We start from the raw sequence: 20,392 nt of genomic DNA on the forward strand, positions 1-20,392 counted from the left end.
GAATTCTCGGTTCTCAGGCGGTTGATGCCGATTCGAGGCGCACATATGTGAAAATTGGACAGATTTACTGTGCGACGGGGGATATGCCGGATGAGCTCGTTTGACGAGAAGTTCGACCCGACGACTCCTGCCGACGCCCGGATCTACGACTACATCATCGGGGGCAAGGACCACTACGGGCCCGACCGCGGTGTGGCCGAGGGGTTGCCGGAGGGCCCTTGGGGCGATGACGCCGAGCGCCGTCCGGCCGTGGAGAACCGGCGATTCCTGCGGCGCGCCGTGCGCTTCCTGCTGGACGAGGGGATCCGGCAGTTCGTCGACATCGGCTGCGGGCTGCCCACCTCCAAGAACGTCCACGACCTCGCCCACGACGCCGACCCGGCGGCCCGGGTCCTGTACGTCGACCACGATCAGGTCGTGGTCAACCACTACCGGGCGCTGCTGTCGAGCTCGTCGACGGCGACGGTGATCAGCGCGGACGCGCGGCACCCGGAGGAGATCCTGGGCCACATCCGGGAGACGTCCTTCCTCGATCTTCAGCGTCCGCTGGGAGTGCTCCTGGTCGGCCTGCTGCACCTGATAGCCGACGAAGACGACCCGGCCGGGATCGTGGCCCGATACCGGGACGCCGTCGCCCCCGGGAGCCACGTGGTGATGTCCCACATGACGGGTGACGGCCAGAACCCGGAGCACGTCGCCCAGTTCGTCGAGATGTTCCAGACCGCACGCGAGCCGATGGTCATGCGCTCGCGTGAGCGGATCCGCTCCTTCTACGACGGCATGGACCTCGTCGAGCCAGGCGTGGTCAATGCACCGGACTGGCGCCCCAACCGTCCCTTTCCCGAGGCCTCCGGATGGCTGGTCGCCGGCGTGGCGCGCAAGAACTGACCCCCGGCCACGTCGTGAGCATGGCGCCGGAGCCGTCATCGGGTGCTCCGGGGATCACCGGCCTCGTCAGGCGGGCTGGAGGCCGGGGTTGCCGTTCTCGGTGACATAGGAGGTGCGGGTGCTGATCGGTGCGCCCGGCCGGGTGACGTACGGCAGGACGCGGAAGTCGGTGCGGAACGCCTCCTCGTCCAAGGTGCAGCGCAGGTAGCCGCGCTGGTAGCTGGTGAACTTGATGTGCTCGTTGGCGGCCAGCAGGTTGCGGCCGCCCTGGTCGAGGTCCTCGCCGTCCATCTTGGTCGAGATGGAGGTCGCGACGAACTCCACGCCGATCGTGCGGGATCCCGGGTCGTCGAAGTCGAGCTTGAGATCGGCGGCCATATGGCGGTGCATGTCACCGGTGAGGACGACCGCATTGCGCACGTCGCGCTCGGCGATCTCGGCGAAGAGCCGGTCGCGGGCGGGCTTGTAGCCGTCCCAGAAGTCCATGACGAACGCGCGCCCGGCACCGGGGACGGTGTCGACCTGCGTCACCGGGATCTGCTGGGGGATGACGTTCCAGGTGGCGCGGGAGTCCCCGAGCCCCTCGTACAGCCACTTCTCCTGCTCGGGGCCCAGCACGGTCCGGCCGGGGGTGAGCCGGTCGGCGCAGTCGCTGGTGCGGTCGCCGCACGCCTGGTCGGCGCGATACTGCCGGGTGTCCAGGACATGGAAGTCGGCGAGCCTGCCGTACCGCAGCCTGCGGTACAGGCGGGTATGCGCGCCCTGTGGCTTGGCGGGCCGGCGCAGCGGCAGGTTCTCGTAGTAGGCCTGGGCGGCGGCGGCCTTGCGCCGCCGGAAGACCTCCGGGTCCACATCGGGCTCGCCGTCGGCCTTGGAGATGTCGCTCACCCAGTTGTCGTCGATCTCGTGGTCGTCCCAGACCATGACGAACGGGTGCGCCTGATGCGCGGCGATGATGTCGGGGTCGTAGCGGTGCAGGGCGTGCCGCAGCCGGTACTGCGTCAAGTCGAAGGGCTTGGCCTGGATCTCCGGGGCGAGGGCGACGTTGCGGATTCCACCGGTGGGGCTGATCTGGTTCTCGTAGATGTAGTCGCCCAGGTGGAACACGACCGCCAGGTCCTCCTCGGCCATGTGGCGGTATGCCGTGTAGAACCCCTCGAACCACGCCTGGCAGGAGGCCACCGCGAAGCTCAACCGACGCGTCCTCGCCCAGGGCGCCGGTGCGGTGCGGGTGCGGCCGACCTGGCTCAACGTGCCTCTGACACGGAAGCGGTAGAAGTACTCGCGGTCGGGTCGCAGTCCGTGCACCTCGACGTGCACGGAGTGAGCCAGCTCCGGGACGGCGAAGGCGCGGCCACGGCGGACGACCGTGCGGAAGCGCTCGTCGGCGGCCACCTCCCAGCCGACCTCGACCTTGCGGGCCGGCATGCCGCCGGAGCCGTCCAGGGCCAGTGGTTCGGGTGCGAGCCTGGTCCACAGCACGACTCCGTCCGGCCACGGATCGCCGGACGCCACCCCGAGTGCGAAGGGGTGGTCCTTGAACGTCGGGGCCGCCCACGCCGGGGCGGCGGACAGGCCGGCCGCCACGGCGCCGACTCCGAAGGCACCTCCGGTGAGGAGCAGATCACGTCTTCCGATCATCGGGCTGTCGAGGGCCGCGCGCTGGGGCATCCGCTCTCCTTGGGGGTCAACGTGGAGCAGCTTCCGGGGAGCAGCCCGTCCCCGGACGTCCGGAGGATCACAGGTCCCAGCAGCCCGGATGTGCGCTGGCCGGAGAAGACGAAGTGGGTGGGGCTGGCCTCGTCGAGGTAGGGGGCCAGGGTGCCGTAGACGACGATCTCGATCTCGTTGCGGTCGCCGTGCAGGGACGTGCCGAGGTCGAAGGTGTACGGGGCGCAGATCCGGATGCCTGCCGGTCTCCCGTTCACCGTCACTTCGGCGGTGCCGCGAACGCGGCCGAGGTCGAGTTCGGCCTTTTCCGGAGCCGACGGCAGGGTCAGGGCCTGCCGGTAGCGGATCCCGCCGCTGTATCCGCCGAGCCCCACGTCCTCCCAGTCGCCCAGCTCGATCACGCCGGTGCCGATGGCGAACGTGACCGGACCGGCCAGAGCGGCGCCTTCCTGGTGTTCCGGCCGGGTCAGCAGGTGCAACTCCGCAGTCCTGGCGGGCCGCTGGCCTTCGGGGAGCTCCACTTCGACGGCCCCCTCCTGCTCGGTGGCCGAGACCGGAACGCCGTCGAGGCGGACGTCGGTGACTTCGGCGCGTGGCGTGAAGCGCATCCGGGTCGCGCCGGGCGGCACCGTGAAACGGAGCCGTTCGGACCGGGGTAGGGCATCGGGGACGGTGAAGAGCGCGGGCATGACGGCGCCGTCTCCGCCGTCGTCCTCCAGCCAATGGGCACCGGGCAGCGGGTGCGGGCGACGCCGCAGGTGGAAGGCGGCGGGATCGCCGGACTGCGCACGCCTGGGCACGACGGGCACCGTGGCGCCGTCACGGGTGGCGTGCCATCCGGTGCCCGACATGAGCGGGCCGTCGACGAGGACCGCCGCGGGGTTCTCGTTCTCGGTGAGGACGAGAGTGAGCCGGGTGCCGGACACCTCGTAGCGGCCGACACGGGGGGACTCCTGCTCGGCGTACGGGTCGAAGCCGCCTTGGCGGCCGATCTCCACTCCGTCGACCAGGATGCGGCACGGGGACGCCGTCGTCACCTGGAGGACGGACGGGCGGGCGGCGCGCGGCAGTTCGGCGCTGAAGGAGACCTGCCCACCGGCACGGGAAGGACCCGCAGCTGTGATCCATTCGGGGCGGGCGCAGCGGGCGGGGTCCGTCACGATCGACAGGTGACCGCGCAGCCGCACGTCCTCGTCGGGCACAAGGCGAAGCTCGAGAGCGTGCTCACCCGGTGGGAGCGGCGTCCTGGCCACCGCCAGATAGCCGCGGTCGTCGAGCGGCACCTCGGTCCCGTCGACCAGAAGCGTCTTGGCGGCGGCGCTGCCGAGCATGACGAAACCGCCCTGGGCGGGAACGGCCACGCGGGTGCGCAGGACCACCTGTCTCCCCGCCGCGACTTCCCCGAAGTCGAGAAACTCCTCCGGGACATGCCCCTTCGGGCCGAGCACGGCTCGGTGGATCGGGTCCTTATGGATGCCACGAGTGTCGGAGTAGACCACCGGACGCCAGCCATCTCCGCCGGGTCCGGACCAGAGGCCGTGGGGACCGAAGGTCGCGTGGACCGGTGTCCATTCTCCACCGTCAACCTGGTGCCACAGCTGCCAGCGCTCCAGGGACGCCATGTCACCAGCCGGGTGGGCGAAGTCGCCCCAGGTGTTGTCGAGTGTCGGCACCAGCTCCATGTCCCACGTCGAACCGAGGTCCATCTCGTCCAGCGGACGCGGCTGTCGCGACGGCTCCTGCGGCGGGCCTTCGCCGCCCGGGAAGACCAGGAGCGCGGCGGGCCCGTCATCGAACGGGACGACGACCTCAGCCGACGCCCCTCGCTCGTCGCTCGCCGAGGCGACCGGCAGTGCTCGGGGCGGGCCGCCGAAGGGGCTCACCAGGAACGCCGGACCCGTGACGCCGTGGACCCGGACCCGCATGTCGCGGTGGTAGCGGCCGGGGTCGAAGTCGTAGGTCACGTCCAGCCAGCCGAGGTCCGCTCCGCGTTCGTCCGGGCGCCCTACCGACACCCGGCTCGCCATGGACTCGGCCGCCGTCAGGAACACCACCGTGGCGCCGTCGATCTCGCGGACCAAGGCGGGGACCGGTGCCTCGACCCGCCGGGAGCCCTCCAGCACAGCACCGAGCGAGCCCGCGTCCGGCACGGTCTCCAGCAGCGCGCCCAGCCTGGCCACCACCTCGTCGGCGTCCGGGGCGCCGACGCCGTGCCGCGGCGGCGGCCCGACGGCGATGACGCGGCCGCCCTGCTCGGCGAGCGAGATCAGCCGCCGGGCGGTCTCCGCTTCGAGAACGGTGCAGGCGGGCAGCAGGACCGTGCCGTACGACTCCTCCGCGACGTTCAGCCGTCCCGCCTCCACCGCGGCCCGGTGAACGGAGTCGTCGTCGATGACGTCGGCGTCGACGCGGAGCCGGTCGAGCTCGCCGGGGACCATCTGGAACCACGCCATGTCGCCCACCAGCGCCCGGTAGGTCTCCTGGGCCAGCGCGGCCGACGGATCCACGCCGTCGAGCCGGGTGCCCGCCTGGGCGGTCGCGGTCGGGAACAGCACGGCCACGTCACAGACGTGACGTCCCAGCGACAGGGCCGCGCACAGCCGCGTGACCGCCTCGGCGAAAATCCGGTGGTGCGCCCAATAGGGCTGACGCCAGTCGGTGGCGGGCGGTGCCCACTCCCACCAGCCGGCCTTTGTCGTGTAGTAGACCGCGTGCGGGTTGTAGAGAGTGGCTCCGGCGCGCAGCCACGGGAGCAGCCAATCGAAGGTCTCCTCCAGCGTGCCGCCCCAGCCGCTGGAGTGGAACGCCTCGATCCACACGCGGTCCCTGCCGTAAAGGTGCGCCAGGGAGGAGTGGATGCGCGCGTCGCCGTGGTGGTCAGAGCCGGGAGCGCCGAACCAGCGGTGGGTGCGGGCGTAGTCGGCGTACAGCCGCACACCGTCGGCCGGATGCCCGGCGCGGGCCGGATCCTGCTGGTCGCAGCCATGCAGGAGCCCGTGCCGGGTGTGCCAGTCGGTCAACGGCCGGAAGAACGCCTCTTCGGCCAGCTCCGCCCGGGTGAGCTGGTAGTCACGCCGGACCCGATAAGCCTCGTCTCCGCCTTTCCACAGATACGAGAGGCGGGGCGTCAGGTCGTAGCCGCGGCGCGCGGCGAACTCCTCCGCGAAGCCCTCCGTCCAGGTCGGCAGCGCGGGCAGCTCATCCTGGAACGAACCGACGATCACATTGCCGAGCCTGTGCCCGAGCCGCCGTTCGAACTCCCCGTGCACACGGTCGAGCAGCCCCGCGCACGCCCGCGCCGACAGGTAGTCGAACCCGCGAGTCGTGGCGCGCCCGTCCGGCTCCAGCCATTGCCCGGCGAACGCGGGGACGTCACGCACCAGCCGCGCCTGGAGGTCGGCCCCGGAGAAGCCGAGCTGGTCGTAGAACCACAGCGACACCCCGAGCCGGGCGGCGTCGTCGCACACCCCGTCGAGCAGTTCCCACCACTCGTCGCTGAAGAACGCCGGCTCGTCGGCGTCCGCCCCGAACATGGGCCCGGACGGCGCGAGGTTGAGGATCACCAGGTTGTAGACGCCGCCCGCCGCGAACCGTTCGAGCTGGTCGCGCAGCCGCCGGCGGTCGAGCCGTTCGCCGCTCCACCACCAGATGGGCGCGGGGGAGTACGCGCGGGGCGGCTCGTCCAGCGCCGCCCGCAGGCGACGGGGGATCATCCCTTCAGCCCGCTCGCGAAGCCCTTGATCACGTACCGCTGCAACACCAGGAACACGGCGAGGATCGGCAGCGCGGCCAGCACCAGCCCGGCGAACACCAGCCCGTTGTCGGAGACGTACTGGCCGACGAAGGCGAAGATCCGCACCGGGACCGTCTCGCGGGTGGAGCCGCCCAGATAGAGCAGGGGCGTGAAGAAGTCGTTCCAGATGAACACCGCGTTGAGGATGAGCACGGTGCCGGTGATCGGCCGCAGCAGCGGGAACACCACCCGGGTGAACGCCTGGAAGTGCCCGGCGCCGTCGATCAGCGCCGCGTTGGCGTAGTCGGCGGGCAGCGCCCTGATGAACCCGGTGTAAAGGAAGATCGTGAAGGGCAGCTGGATGCCGGTGTAGAAAATGATCATCCCCTGCATGGTGCCGAGCAGTCCCGCCTCGTCCACCAGCTTGAACAGCGGGATCATCCCGAGCTGGAACGGCAGCACGATGCCCAGCAGGAACAGCACGTACAGCCCGTAGCCCAGCCGCGAGGCGCGGCGCGACAGGAAGTACGCGGCGAACGAGCCGATCGCGATCAGCGCCACCAGGCTGCCGACCGTGATCACCGTGCTGTTGAACAGCGCCGGGCCGAGCTCGGCGCGCGTCCAGGCGTTGGAGAAGTTGTCGAACGTCGGGCTGGACGGCAGCGCCAGCGGCGACTCGGCGACCTGCTTCTGGTCCTTGAGCGACATTGTGACCAGCGCGTACACCGGGAACAGGAAGGCGACCGCAACCGCGATCATCACCAGTTCCAGTCCCAGCGTGCGCAGACCGTACCTGATGTTCACGCGACCTCCCGCCCACGCAGGTAATGGATCTGAATCATCGACACCGCGGCCACGAACAGCGCCAGCACCAGTGCGATCGCGGTGCTGTAGCCGTAGTTGCCGAACACGAACGCCTGCTTGTAGAGCACCGTGGACAACGTCTCGCTGGCGTGCCCGGGCCCGCCGTTGGTCGCGGCGTAGACCTGGTCGAACAGCTTGAGGCCGCCGATGGTCGACAACATCAGGTTGATGGTGACCGCGGGGGCCAGCAGCGGCCAGGTGACGTGCCGGAAGCGCTGCCACCGGCTCGCGCCGTCGATCATCGCGGCCTCGTGCAGCTCGGCGGGCACCCCCTCCAGCCCGGCCAGGAAGATCACCATCGAGTAGCCGGCGAACTGCCAGACCACCATGCCCGCGATCGACCAGATCGCCAGGTCGGGGTTGCCCAGCCAGTCCTGCCGCAGCCCGCCCAGGCCCACCGCGCCGAGGATGCCGTTGAGCCCGGCGTCCGGCGAGGGGTTGTAGATGTACTTCCACAGGAACGCCACCATCACCGGGCTGACCACGGCCGGGGCGAAGAACACCACCCGCAGCACGGTCCGCGACTTGATCTTGGCGTGCACGCCGAGGGCCAGCAGCAACCCGACGGCGTTCTGCACGAGCACGATCGCCACGGTCAGCAGCAGCGTGTTGACCAGCGAGCCGCGTGCCGCCTCGTCATCGAACAACTTGCTGAAGTTGGCCAGGCCGTTGAAGCTCCGCTCGCCCAGGCCGTTCCAGTCGGTGAAGGCGTACACGATGCCGCTGAGGCTCGGGTACAGCACCACCAGGGCGTAGATGGCCAGAGCCGGGGCGGCGAACCACCACGGCGGCGACAGGAAGCGGGCGCCCCGCCGCCGGCGGCGGGCCGCGGCGCCTGGCGGCGCGGCCCGTTTCGCCGGGGCGGGACGAAGGGTGGAGGTCACGGTCACTTCTTCCGGTAGGTCTCGTCCAGCTTGGCCAGCGCCTTGGCCACCGTCGTCCGCCCGCCCAGCAGCTCCTGCACCACCGCGAAGTGGGCGGGCTGGATTTCGGCGTTCGGCCAGTTCTGGTCCATGAACGGCACGGCCTTGTTGGCGTCGATGAACGGCAGGAACGACTTCAGCACGGGGTCGATCTTGGAGGCGGAGTCACGGGTGAGCGGCACGCAGGCGACGGCCTCGGCCCAGCGGTTCATGTTCTGCTGCTGGCCGAGGAACTCCAGGAACGCCTTGGCCTCGTCGACGTTCTTGCCACGGGCGCTCACGCCCAGTCCGACGACCACGCCCGCCGGGACCCAGACCTGGTTCGCGTCGTCGGCGCCGGGCACCGGGAACATGTCCAGGTCGTCGGCGTTGGAGGCGGCCTTGCGGAAGTCGGGCAGCACCGCCGACACCTGGATCGCCATCGCGGCCTTGCCGGTGGCGACCATCGAGGTCTGCTGCTCCAGCGTGGTGCCGTTGGGGTTGTCGTTGAAGTACCCGCGCTTCTGCAGCTCCAGGTACATGTCGAACGCGTCCTTCCAGCCCGAGTTCGCGAAGCTGGCCGAGCCCGCCCGCATCTGCTCGTCGAACTTGGGGTTCTTGGCGTAGACGGTGGAGGGGACCAGGGCGTACGTGATCAGCTGGGTGACCCACTGGGTCTGGGCGCCGAGGGCGATCGGCACCTTGCCCTTCTTCTTGATCTTCTCGCAGACGTCCAGGAACTCGCTCCAGGTGGTGGGCGGCTCGACGCCGGCCTCCTGGAAGACCTTCTTGTTGTAGATCGCGCCGATGACGCTGGAGCCCGCCGAGTAGAGGAAGGTCTTGCCGTCCTTCTGGAACGCGGGCTTCAGGCCGGGCGGGATGCGCTTCGTCCAGGCCTGGTCGCTCAGATCGGCCAGCAGCCCGGCCTGGGCGATCTGGGCCATGCTCATCGCCGAGCCGTCACCGGGGAACACCACGTGCACGTCGGGGGCGTTGCCCGCGCCGAGCTGGGTGCGCACCGAGGTCTGCACCTGGTCGGTCGGGGCGTACGAGGCGCTGAACTTGCTCTTGGTGTACTCCTTGAGCAGCAGTTCGAGCGGCTTCTGCTGGTCGGCGACGGCGACCAGGCGCAGCGTCGCGCCCCCACCCCCGCCGCCTCCGCTGCTTCCGCCGGACGTCCCGCCGCAGGCCGCGAGCGCGCCCATGGCGGCGACGCCGCCGGTCAGCCCGAGGAATCCGCGGCGGCTGAGGGCTGCCGTTCCGTACGACGATGTCATGAGTCCTCCTCGAAACCGCGGCCCTGCGCCGCGATGATCTATGTGGCTGCGGATACCGCCGCTAGGGGGCGGCAAGCCGCGGATCGGCAGCGGTGAAGCGGTAGTTCCCCGAGGTCACCCGGCACAGGAGCGTCCTGGCCTCGGTGCCGATGACCTGGACCCCGGTGGCGTCGGCCACCGCGACCCCGCTCTCGCGCACACCGCCGGGATCGCCGGTCGGGACGTGCACGATCGCGGTCGCGCCCGGCGGCACGCTCACCTCCAGCCGCAGCACGCCGTCCGCCCGGGTCCAGGACGTCCGGATCATGCCGCGCACCGATTCGTACGAGGCGCGCGCCCAGGTCAGGTCGCCGGGCCTGGGACGGACCAGCAGCTCGCGATAACCGGCGGAGCCGGGTGTCTGGGCGAGCCCGGCGACGCCCTGGTAGAGCCATTCGCCGATCGAGCCCAGCGCGTAGTGGTTGAACGAGTTCATCGCCGCGGCCTGGAAACCGCGCCCGGGGATGTAGCCGTCCCAGCGCTCCCAGATCGTGGTCGCGCCATGCCGCAGCGGGTACAGCCAGGACGGCGGATCGGTCCTGCGCAGCAACGCGTGTGCCAGGTCAGGCCGTCCGCAGGCGTCCAGGACCGGCGCGACCAGGCCCACACCGAGGAACCCGGTGGTGACGCCGGGGCCCGCCGCCTCGACCAGCCCGGCCAGGCGCTCCGCGGCTCGCGGCACCAGGTGCTCCGGCAGCAGGCCGAACGCGAGGGCCAGGAGATATCCGGTCTGGGTGTCGCCGGCGACCACGCCTTCGGGTGTGACGAAGTGCTCGGCGAACGTTTTAACGATGTGCCTGCCGAGTGCCCCGTAGCGCTGCGCCGTCTCGGTCCGGCCGAGGATCTCGGCGGCGCGGGCCGTGAGGTCGGTGCTACGGGCGAAGTAGGCGGTGGCGACGACGTCGCGCGGGGTGGGCGCAGGGGCGAGCCAGTCGGCGAAGTGCGGGCCGACGCGGTGCCGCCACACCAGGTCGGGGTTGTGCCGGTGCACGTGGTCGACCCAGGCGGTCATGGCGTCGAGATTGCGCTCCAGGATCCGTTCGTCCCCGTATGCCTGGTAGAGATGCCAGGGCACCAGCACACCGGCGTCGCCCCAGCCGGGCGCGCCCTCGTCGGCGACGCCGGCCAGCCTCGGTGCCACGTTGGTGAAGCAGCCGTCGGAGGACTGGGCGCCGCGCACCTCGCGCAGCCAGCCCTCGAAGAAGGCCGCGACATCGGCGTTCAGGCAGGCGGTGGGCAGGAACACCTGCGCGTCGGCGAGCCAGCCCAGCCGCTCGTCGCGCTGCGGGCAGTCGGTGGGGACGCTGACGAAGTTGGACCGCTGCCCCCAGCAGATGGCCTGGTACAGGCGCTCGACGTCGGGATCGGAACAGGCGAAGTCGCCGGCCCACGGCGTGTCGTTGTGGAGGACCACGCCGGTGATGTCGGCGGCGTCCAGCGCGGGCAGTCCGGTGACCTCCGCGTAGCGGAAGCCGTGGTAGGTGAAACGCGGTTCGAAGACGGTCTCGGCGTCGCCCCCGGCGATGAGCACGTCGGTCGCGTCGGCGGTGCGCAGGTTGTCGGTGTAGAGCGCGCCGTCGTCGTCCAAGGCCTCGCCGTGCCGGATGGTCACCCGGGCACCCGGTGTGAGACCGCGGGCGACGAGGCGTACCCGGCCGGCGAAGTTCTGGCCGAAATCGACCAGATGACGGTCGCCGCCGATGCGGGTGACGGTACGGGCGGGCAGATCCCGCATGGCGCGGACCGGTGGCGCCACGGCGGCGGTGATCAGGTCGTGGTCGGCACCGGTGACCATGGCGGGCAGCCAGCCGTCCGCGTCGCCGAACCCGGGACGATCCCAGCCGGGCGTGTCGCGGCGCAGGTCGTGACACTCGCCCATCAGCAGGTCGGCGTACCGGATGGGGGAGCGGCGGGTACGCCACGACCCGTCCGTGGCGATGACCTTCCGATCACCGTTCGCGTGGTCGAGGTGCAGCTCCGCCAGCAGCTCCGGGAACGCTCCATAATGTGCACCGGAACGGCGCGGGTCGAAGCCGACGAAACCACTCCACCAGCCGTCGGCGAGCGTGGCGGCCAGGACGTTCTCGCCCTCGCCGATGAGCGCGGTCACGTCGTGGACCTGGTAGTCGATGCGGTCGCGGTAGTCAGTCCAGCCTGGAGCGAGCTCGGCGTCGCCGACGCGGTGGCCGTTCAGCCGCATCTCATAGAGCCCGCGGGCGGTGACGTACAGGCGGGCGCGGACGGGAGAGCCGGGGGCCTTGCGTGAGGCGGTGACCTCGGGCGAGGCGGTGACCTCGGAGGCGGTGACCTCGAACGTGCGGCGCAGCCGGACGGCGGGCTGCAGGCCATGGTCGGTGAGAGCGACCTCGCCCTCTTCCGGCGCGTCCACCACGTCGAGATCACTGGTGTCATGGGTGATCCAGCACGCCTGCCAGGCCGCCGGGGAGAGCTGCCCGGTCTCGAACCATGAACCGGCCTGACCGGTCGTGCCGTCCTCGGCGGTGACGACGACTTCCCAGCGGTAGCGCGTGCGGGGAGTCAGCGGGGCGCCCGAGTAGCGGACGGACACCGCCGCCGGGTCGGCCACCTCGCCGGTGTCCCAGACCTGCTCGCCGGCCTCGGTCCGCACCCGGACCCGGTAGAGGGCGGGCGCGTCGCCCCGGCGGCCTGAGGCGAGCCGCCACGAGAGCAGCGGTGCCCGCTCGTCCACGCCCAGTGGCTCGGCCAGTCGCTCACACCGCAGGGCGTAAGGCGCCAGCCCGGTCGTGTGGTGGCCGGTCATGAGCCGCTCCGATCCCTGCATGTACGTGCTGTGAATTAACACTAAAAAGTGTGAGTTGGAGCGTAGGGATGCCCAAGTTGGGTGTCAAGATGTCAGATACACCACGTTTCGTCGGCCCTCGCTGCTGCGGGGAGGGCGTACGCGGCCTGCCCGGTTCCGCTGTTAGCGTGCGGTGTTCGCACTGCTCAACGGCTATGTTTGGGCGTTCGGACGGCGTCCGTCGAGCCCATGGCGTGGGTGAGTCCGGCACGGCAGGCCGAACGATAGTTCACGTGGGATAAGAACCAGAGTGAACGTTACGAAGTTGTGCCCGCATCGACTCCGGCTTTTGCTCAGGTGGCGGCGACCTCGTAGGTGACCTTGTGCTCGTCCAGCTCGCGCAGCGCCTCGGAGCTCGCGCCGTCATCGACGATGACCCGGTCGAACACCGACAGCGGCGCCACCCTGTGCAGCGCGACCCGGCCGAGCTTGGAGTGGTCCACCAGCAGCACGTTGCGTGCGGCGGCCTCCAGCATGGCCCGCTTGACCGAGACGATGTGCTGCTCCTGGTGGTAGGCGAACCCGCCGGAGACGGCCGAGGTCGACACGAAGCACAGGTCGACCTGCAGCGCCGCGATGGCGTCCACGCACGAGACCCCGAGGAAGGAGTCGTGCAGCGAGTCGTACTCCCCGCCCAGTGCCATCAGCCGGATCCCGGGTTCGCGGGCCAGGAGGGTGGTGGTCTCCAGGAAGTTGGTGATCACGGTCAGCGGGGTGACGTCGCCGAGCCTGCGGGCCAGCGCCAGGGTGGTGGTGGAGTCGTCGAGCATCACCGCCATGCCGGGCTCCACCAGGCGGACTGCCTTCTCGGCGATGGCGTCCTTGGCGGGCTGCATGGACTTCATGCGGTAGGCGACATTGCTCTCGAACACGCCGGACGGTTGCGCGGTCACCCCGCCCCGGTACTTGCGGACGATGCCCTGCCGTTCGAGTTCGTCCAGGTCACGGTGGATCGTCATGATGCTCACGCCGAACCGTTCGGCCAGGTCTCCGGCGGTGACCGATCCCACCGAGAGAACGTGGTCGGTGATGGCCTGGCGGCGCACCTCGGGCCCGCGCCGGCCGCTGAACTCCTTGGTCATGCTGCGATCCTCTCGTGGCCGGGCATGAGCCGGAGGCGGTGAAGAGAGCCCCTGAATGAGCTGACTGGCGTTGAAAGTTAACACTACCAGTTGATAAAACCGCCGTCCGGTGGAGCGGAAGGCCGGGGACGCGTCGTCACCGGCGATCCTCCGCGTCCACTCCTGGCCATCAGCTGTTCGCCCATGGGGATCTTGACGCTGTTCCGGGCCACCCTTACGCTCAACTTCACATTTCTGAAGTTATGTTCACACATTTGCTCGTGATCGGAGATGGTGAGTGGACCCGAGACGTGTTCAGATGTCTTCGGACGACAACAAGGTGTCGCGGCGACGGTTCATCGGGGCCGGCGGGGTCGGCGCCGCGGCGGTCATGCTCGGCACCGGCGCCCTCGGGGCCTCGGCCGCCCACGCTTACACGTTGCGGAAGGCGGGTCTGTTCACGCTCGGCGTCGCCTCCGGCGACCCGTCACCCGACGGCTTCGTGCTGTGGACGAGGCTGGCGCCCGAGCCGTTCGCCGCGGACGGCAAGGGCGGGATGCCCGACCGCCGCATCCGGGTCGAGTACGAGGTCGCGCGGGACGAGAGATTCCGTCACGTGGTCAGGCGGGGTTCGGCGGTGGCGGCGCCGGAGCTCGGCCACTCTGTCCACCCTGAGATCGCCGGGCTGAGGCCGGGCCACGAGTACTACTACCGGTTCCGTGCGGCCGGTGAGATCTCCCCTGTGGGCCGGACCCGCACGATGCCCCCGAGGGGCTCGCAACCGCGGCAGCTGAATTTCGCGGTCGCGTCCTGCCAGGCCTGGCAGGACGGCTTCTATACCGCCTACGACCACATGGCCGAGGAGAACCTCGACCTGGTCGTGCACCTCGGCGACTACATCTACGAGTACGAGATCGCGGCCAACAACAGGCGCGGTGTTCCCGTACCCGGCCCGCAGTTCACCACCGAGACCTTCGACCTGGCGCGCTACCGGCTGCAGTACTCCCTCTACAAGGCCGAGGCGCCGCTGCAGAAGGCGCACGCCGCCTTCCCTTGGATCCACACGCTCGACGACCACGAGGTGGTCAACGACTGGGCCGACGACACGGTCATCATGGGCCGCCACCCGAACCCGGATCCGGCCGCGTTCGCACAGCGCAAGACGGCGGCGTTCCAGGCCTTCTACGAGAACCTGCCGCTGCGCCGGTCGCAGCTGCCGGCGGGTCCCGACATCCGGCTGCACCGCAGGATCTCCTACGGCCGCCTCGCCGACTTCACGATGCTCGACACCCGGAGCCACCGGGACATCCAGGCCTGCTCGTACGGCAACGGCACCGGCCGGACGAAGAACTGCGACGAGCGCTTCGACGCCGCCCGCACCGTGCTGGGCGACCAGCAGCGGCGCTGGCTCCAGGACGGCTTCCGCACCTCGCGCGCCCGCTGGCACATCCTGGGGAACCAGATGCCGATGGCCGAGACCGACTGGGACCCGGGGCCGGGCAAGGACGTCTGGGTGGACCCGTGGGACGGATACGCGGGCGAGCGCAACCGGGTACTGGCGGCCGCACACGATCTCGGCGTGCGCAACCTCGTGGTGATCAGCGGAGACCGGCACCAGAACTACGCCGTCGACCTGAAGCGCGACTATGACGACCCGGACTCGCCCACCGTGGCGTCGGAGTTCGTCGGCACATCGATCACCAGCGGCGGCGACGGGGTGGACGTCGACGCCCTCGGCCGTACGTTCCTGTCGGCCAACGCGCACATGAAGTTCTACAACGCCCAGCGAGGCTACTTCCGGGTCAACGTCGACCGGCAGCGGTGGCGCACCGACTTCCGGGTGCTGCCGTACGTGCAGAAGCCGGGCGCGCCGATCTCCACCCGCGCCAGCTTCGTGGTCGAGGACCGCAGGCCGGGCGTCCAGGAGGCCTAGCACCCGCTCCCGGTGCTCAGCCCGCCTGCGCTTTCACCCCCATCCGAGGAGGACACCATGACCGGACTTCCGCTCGACCGCGTCACTGCGCCGCGCGTCAAGGTCGGCCTCGTCGCCGGCGGCCTGGGCGCGTACTGGCCGCAGTTCCCCGACCTGTTGCCGCAGCTTCGCGCGTCCGCCGAACGGGTGTCGGAACGCATGCGCGGGCTGGGCGCCGACGTGGTCGACGTGGGCTTCATCTCCGACGCCCAGGAGGGAGCGGTGGCCGCGGAGAAGCTGCGCGCGGCGGGCTGCGACCTCATCGTCGGCTTCCTCACCACCTACATGACCGCGACCATGCTGGTCCCGATCGCCCAGCGCAGCGGCGCCCCGGTGCTGCTGATCAACCTTCAGCCGACCGAGTCGATGGACCACGAGTCCTTCGACACCGGGCAGTGGCTCGCCTACTGCGGCGCCTGCCCGCTGCCGGAGATGGCGAACGCGTTTCAGCGGTGCGGCGTCCCGTTCCGCTCGGTCAGCAGTCACCTGGAGGACGAGCGGGCCTGGACGAAGATCGGCCGCTGGGTCCGCGCCGCCGGGGTGCGGGGCGCGCTGCGCCACGGCCGGCACGGCCTGATGGGGCATCTCTACCCGGGGATGCTGGACGTCTCCACCGATCTGACCCTGGTCAGCGCGAACTTCGGCGGCCACGTCGAGGTCCTGGAGTTCGACGACCTGCGGGTCCGGGTGGAAAAGGTCACCGACTCCGAGGTCAAGGCCAAGAAGGACCAGACGACGGAGATCTTCGAGCTGGCCGACTCGGTCAACGACGACGACCTCACCTGGGCGGCCAAGGTATCGGTCGGCCTGGACCGCCTCGTCGAGGACTTCGAGCTCGACAGCCTCGCCTACTACCACCGCGGCCTGGACGGTGAGATGCACGAGCGGCTGGGCGCCGGGATGATCCTCGGCGCCTCGCTGCTCACCGCGCGCGGCATCCCGGCCGCGGGGGAGTACGAGCTGCGCACCTCACTGGCGATGCTCATCGCCGACCGCCTCGGCGCGGGCGGCTCGTTCACCGAACTCCAGGCCCTGGACTTCCACCGCGGCCACGTCGAGATGGGCCACGACGGCCCCGCGCACCTGGCGATCTCCGCTCGCCGCCCCCTCCTGCGCGGGCTGGGCGTCTACCACGGCAAGCGCGGCTACGGCGTGTCGGTGGAGTTCGACGTCAAGCACGGCCCGGTCACCGCGTTCGGCATCATCCAGCGCCGCGACGGCCACTACGCGTTCGTCGCCTCCGAGGGCGAGACCGTCGACGGCCCGCACCTCCAGATCGGCAACACCACCTCCCGGGTCGACTTCGGCTGCGACCCCGGCGAGTGGACCGACGCCTGGAGCGCCACCGGCATCTCCCATCACTGGGCCCTCGGCACGGGCCACCGGATCGCCGACCTGCGTGCTCTGGCCGACCTGATGGAGACCGATCTCGTCGAGGTGCGCCTCTGACGGGAATCCGGAATGTCCTCCGCCGCCAGGCGCGCACGCCGGCCAGGCGCTAAGGCGCCAGGCCTGTTAGCTGCGCCGATCGTTCCCACAGTTGCCGGGCCAGGTTCGGGTCGCGGGCTTGTTCGTTCTTGGGCTCCTCACGGGCGAGCCGGTGGAAGTAGGCGCCGTTCGCCGTCTGCGGGTCGGTAAGGGTGGCCAGGTGAAGCAAGGGCTCGGCGCCCTGCTCGGCGGTGGAGATCATGACCTTGGCCAGCCGGGACTTCATGAACGTGCGTACCAGGGCGCTGTCACGGCCGATGTCGGTTGCGACTGTTCCGGGGTGGAAGGCCGAGGCGGTGACGCTCGTGTCCTGGAGGCGTTGAGCGAGTTCCCGGGTGAACAGGATGGTGGCGAGCTTGGACGTCGCGTACGTCTGCATGCCTCGGTAGCGGCGGCGGGTGCCGTCCAGGTCGTCCAGGTCGAGGTGCGCCGTGCGGTATTTGGCGCTCCCGGTGTTGATCACCTGTGCTCCCTCTGGAGCGGACGCCAGCCGGTCCAGGAGCAGGTTGGTCAGCAGGAACGGCGCGAGGTGGTTGACCTGGAAGGTCAGCTCGTGGCCGTCGGTGCTGGTCTGGCGGCCGGTGAAGATGGCACCGGCGTTGTTGGCCAGAATGTCGATCCGCTCGTGGGCGGCGAGCAGGTCGGCGGCGAGCCTGCGCACGTCGTCCAGCGATCCGTAGTCCGCCAGGTGCGCTTCGCCGCCGACCTGTGCCGCGATCGCCTTGGTCTTCTCTTGCGATCGGCCGACCACCGCCACGGTGGCCCCCAGTTCGCCGAAGCGGCGCGCCGCCGCGGCGCCGATCCCGGCACTGGCACCGGTGATCACCACTGTCCTGCCCTGCAGGTTCCGCGCGTTCATGAGGGCACGGTATCGGACACTTGTCGGAAAACCTACATGTGTAGGGCTTGGGTAGGCTGACAGGCGTGGCCTCGACCAAAGACATTCCTGCGGGCGACCGGCGCGTGCGACGTAGCCAGGCGGCGTTGCAGGGTGCGCTCATCCAGCTGGTCGAGGAACGGGAGCTGGCCCAGGTCAGCGTGGCCGACGTCGCCGAACGGGCCGGAGTGAGCCGCTCGACCTTCTACGACCACTACCGCGACGTCCATGAGCTGGCCGAGGCCGCCTGCACCACGATGATCGACGACTTGATCGGCTCCCTGCCCGCCTTCGGTTCGCCGGACCAGGCGCAGGACCCCACTCGTCCGCTGCGGGCCTTTTTCACCAGCCTCGCCGCCCACGCCGGCCTTTACCGCAGCCTGCTGGGGCCCCAGGGAAGTGCGCGCGTCATCGACCACGTGCGCCGTCGCATCACCGTGGCCATCCACCTTGGCGTGCGCCGGGCGCTGACCGGCGACACGTGCTCGACGGACACCTCGCATGATGTGCCCGCCGCGTTCACCGCCGGCGCGCTCATCGGTGTGGCCGCCGACTGGCTCCAGCGGGGCTGCCCGCGCACGCCGGCCGAGATGGCCGCGCTGACCTGGCCGCTCCTGACCGCGTCCTACCTCAACGCGGGCATGTCGTGTTCGCCGCCGCCGACCTCTTGACAGGTCGTTTGATCCCGAACATTCTTTAGGGCACGCCGGCCGGTTCGACCACATCAGCGACGTCCCGACACTCCTTTTCTCGACGGCCACAGTGGCCTACGACGCTGCCCAGAACGGCCGGCGCGACGCTGCCGTGAGCCGTGACCGATCCCCAGTTCCGTTTCCCACCGCCGAAGGGAATTCCGATGAACGCTGGAATCAACCGCCGTCGCTTTCTGGGTCAGGCGGCCGGGGTGGCGGCCGGTGCGGCAGCCGCTCCGGTACTGTCCGCGGGCCCTGCGTCCGCCGGTGGCCGAGGTCCCGCGGATCTGATCGTCTACAACGGGCGTGTCCAGGTCATGGACAGGCACATGCGCCGCGCGGAGGCGGTCGCCATCCGTGACGGCGTGGTGATGGCGGTCGGGCGGGAGCGTGACGTGCGCCGTCTGGCCGGCCGGGGCACGGAGTCGATCGACGCCGGAGGCGGCACCGTGCTCCCCGGCATCAACGACTCGCATGTCCATCTGGGGGGCTACGGCCTGGACTTCCCGCCGTACACCATCGAGGTGGACGTCGCCACGATCAAGGAGCTGACCGACGCCGTGGCCGCGGCGGTGGCGGCGGCGCCCGCCCCCGGCTCCTGGATTCGCGGGCAGGGGTGGAACGAGAACCGGCTGCCCCACCCGCCGCGCAGGACGGACCTCGATCCCGTCTCAGGAGACCATCCGGTCATCCTCCGGGACTTCTCCGGGCACATGATGGCCGTGAACTCCACGGTCCTGCGGCTGGCGGGCATCACCCGCGACACCCCGGCGCCCCCGGGAGGGGTGATCGAGAAGGACGCCGCCGGGGAGCCCACGGGGGTGTTGCGCGAGAGCGCGCAGGATCTGGTCAACCGGGTCGTGCCGCCGTTCACGGAGGCCGAACTGGAGAGCGCCGTCGACAAGGCGATCATGATGCTGCACGCCCAGGGCATCACCAGCATCACCGATCCGGGGATCCCGCTCGCACAGCTGGCGTTGTACGAGCGCAAGGCCCGCGCCGGCACACTGCCGCTGCGCATCACCGCCCTGATCACCGGCGGCAGGTCCCCGGACCAGGTGCGCACCACGCTCGCCGCCTACAAGCCGCCGCGCGGCGTGGACCCGCGGATCCTGCGGGTCGCCGGGGTCAAGCTCATCATCGACGGGGTGCCGACGGCGGCGCAGACCGCCTGGCTCCACGAGCCCTACGTGGACGGGACCAACGGCAAGCCGGTCATCGAGGGCGACACGATCGAGGAGGCGGTCGCGAACATGCACGCCATGATCGCCCTCGTTCACAACGCCGGGATGCAGGTGGGAACGCACGCCACCGGGGACGCCGGGATCGACGTGGTGGTCGCGGGCTACCTGGCCGCCATGCGCGGCGACCGGCGCCACCGCGATCCGCGCCACTACGTCATCCACGGCGACCTGACGTCGCCCCGCACGCTGCGCACGATGGCGCGCCACGACATCGGCGTCAACATGAACGCGACGATCAAGTACGTGCTGGGCCGGACGCTCGACGCCAACCTCGGCCCCGAGCGCACGGACTACCAGTGGCCCTACCGCACCGCTCTCGACCTGGGCGTGCGGGTGACCAGCGCCTCGGACGCCCCGGTGACCTCCCCCAGCTGGCTGCAGGGCGTGCAGTCGGCGGTGCTCCGCAAGGGCCTGTACGGCGGTGTCGCCGGCGAGGCGGAACGCATCACCGTCAGGGAGGCGCTGGTGACCTACACCAGGACGAGCGCATGGCAGGACCATGCCGAGCGCTGGAAGGGAACTCTGGAGCCCGGCATGACCGGTGACGTGTGCGTCGTCGACGGTGACGTGGTGGGCGCTGATCCCGAGACGCTGGTCGGCATGCCCATAGCCGCGACGATCCTTGGCGGCCGCGTGGTCTACGACGGCAAGCCCGATCCTGCCACGGCCAACGCGATGGCGCCCGCCGCCGTCAAGTCGCGCAACGCCCGTGGAGCCGCGTGCCTGCAGCGCGGCGCCTGCTGCTGCAAGCGGGCCTGAGGAGAACGTCCGGATCCGAAGTCGGGGGCAACCTTCCCATGGGTCGTTTGGGCCCTTATGATCTGCGTCACGCAAGCGCCGTGCGCGGCCGAACGAGAGGCTGT

The 20,392-nt window shown here is 70.2% G+C and carries 13 protein-coding genes; 5 read left to right on the forward strand and 8 right to left on the reverse strand.

The features are described from left to right. Nucleotides 1-90 precede the first annotated feature (90 nt). On the forward strand, nt 91-888 hold the full coding sequence (locus tag F8566_RS01940) for an SAM-dependent methyltransferase (protein WP_151557310.1): 798 nt from the start codon (nt 91-93) through the stop codon (nt 886-888). A gap of 66 nt (nt 889-954) precedes the next feature. Here F8566_RS01940 and F8566_RS01945 read toward each other — a convergent pair whose 3' ends face one another. From F8566_RS01945 to F8566_RS01975, 7 genes are all read right to left on the reverse strand, one after another. Then, nucleotides 955-2,559, reverse strand: coding sequence for an alkaline phosphatase D family protein (locus F8566_RS01945; protein WP_151557312.1), 1,605 nt, complete (start codon nt 2,557-2,559; stop codon nt 955-957). Further along, nucleotides 2,526-6,272, reverse strand: a complete 3,747-nt coding sequence (locus F8566_RS01950; RefSeq protein ID WP_151557314.1) for a glycosyl hydrolase — start codon at nt 6,270-6,272, stop codon at nt 2,526-2,528. Before F8566_RS01950 ends, F8566_RS01945 begins: the two co-directional genes overlap by 34 nt. Beyond that, a complete protein-coding gene (locus F8566_RS01955; RefSeq protein WP_225992767.1) occupies nt 6,269-7,096 on the reverse strand; it encodes a carbohydrate ABC transporter permease in 828 nt (275 codons plus the stop codon). Before F8566_RS01955 ends, F8566_RS01950 begins: the two co-directional genes overlap by 4 nt. Next, a complete protein-coding gene (locus F8566_RS01960; protein WP_151557316.1) occupies nt 7,093-8,040 on the reverse strand; it encodes a carbohydrate ABC transporter permease in 948 nt (315 codons plus the stop codon). The genes F8566_RS01955 and F8566_RS01960 overlap by 4 nt, the downstream gene beginning before the upstream one ends. 2 nt (nt 8,041-8,042) lie before the next feature. Beyond that, a complete protein-coding gene (locus tag F8566_RS01965; RefSeq protein ID WP_151557318.1) occupies nt 8,043-9,335 on the reverse strand; it encodes an ABC transporter substrate-binding protein in 1,293 nt (430 codons plus the stop codon). Nucleotides 9,336-9,396: 61 nt separating this feature from the next. Next, nucleotides 9,397-12,156: a glycoside hydrolase family 78 protein gene (locus tag F8566_RS01970; RefSeq protein WP_225992768.1), complete on the reverse strand. Its 2,760-nt coding sequence runs from the start codon at nt 12,154-12,156 to the stop codon at nt 9,397-9,399. Nucleotides 12,157-12,488: 332 nt separating this feature from the next. Beyond that, a complete protein-coding gene (locus tag F8566_RS01975; RefSeq protein WP_151557322.1) occupies nt 12,489-13,277 on the reverse strand; it encodes a DeoR/GlpR family DNA-binding transcription regulator in 789 nt (262 codons plus the stop codon). Between the two features lie 298 nt (nt 13,278-13,575). On the opposite strand from F8566_RS01975, the gene F8566_RS01980 reads away from it, so the two are divergent. Further along, the gene (locus F8566_RS01980) at nt 13,576-15,189 is read left to right on the forward strand and encodes an alkaline phosphatase D family protein (protein WP_151557324.1); all 1,614 of its coding nucleotides are present in this window, start codon (nt 13,576-13,578) and stop codon (nt 15,187-15,189) included. Between the two features lie 57 nt (nt 15,190-15,246). Beyond that, nucleotides 15,247-16,677: an L-fucose/L-arabinose isomerase family protein gene (locus F8566_RS01985; RefSeq protein WP_151557326.1), complete on the forward strand. Its 1,431-nt coding sequence runs from the start codon at nt 15,247-15,249 to the stop codon at nt 16,675-16,677. A gap of 49 nt (nt 16,678-16,726) precedes the next feature. On the opposite strand, the gene F8566_RS01990 is transcribed toward F8566_RS01985, so the two are convergent. Continuing rightward, nucleotides 16,727-17,575, reverse strand: a complete 849-nt coding sequence (locus F8566_RS01990; protein WP_151557328.1) for an SDR family NAD(P)-dependent oxidoreductase — start codon at nt 17,573-17,575, stop codon at nt 16,727-16,729. Nucleotides 17,576-17,640: 65 nt separating this feature from the next. On the opposite strand from F8566_RS01990, the gene F8566_RS01995 reads away from it, so the two are divergent. Both F8566_RS01995 and F8566_RS02000 read left to right on the forward strand, forming a co-directional pair. Beyond that, a complete protein-coding gene (locus F8566_RS01995) occupies nt 17,641-18,264 on the forward strand; it encodes a TetR/AcrR family transcriptional regulator (RefSeq protein ID WP_225992769.1) in 624 nt (207 codons plus the stop codon). Nucleotides 18,265-18,449: 185 nt separating this feature from the next. Further along, nucleotides 18,450-20,288, forward strand: a complete 1,839-nt coding sequence (locus F8566_RS02000) for an amidohydrolase (protein ID WP_151557330.1) — start codon at nt 18,450-18,452, stop codon at nt 20,286-20,288. The last annotated feature ends 104 nt before the right edge of the window (nt 20,289-20,392 follow it).

The organism is Actinomadura rudentiformis (assembly GCF_008923185.1).
Classification (GTDB): Bacteria; Actinomycetota; Actinomycetes; order Streptosporangiales; family Streptosporangiaceae; genus Spirillospora; species Spirillospora rudentiformis.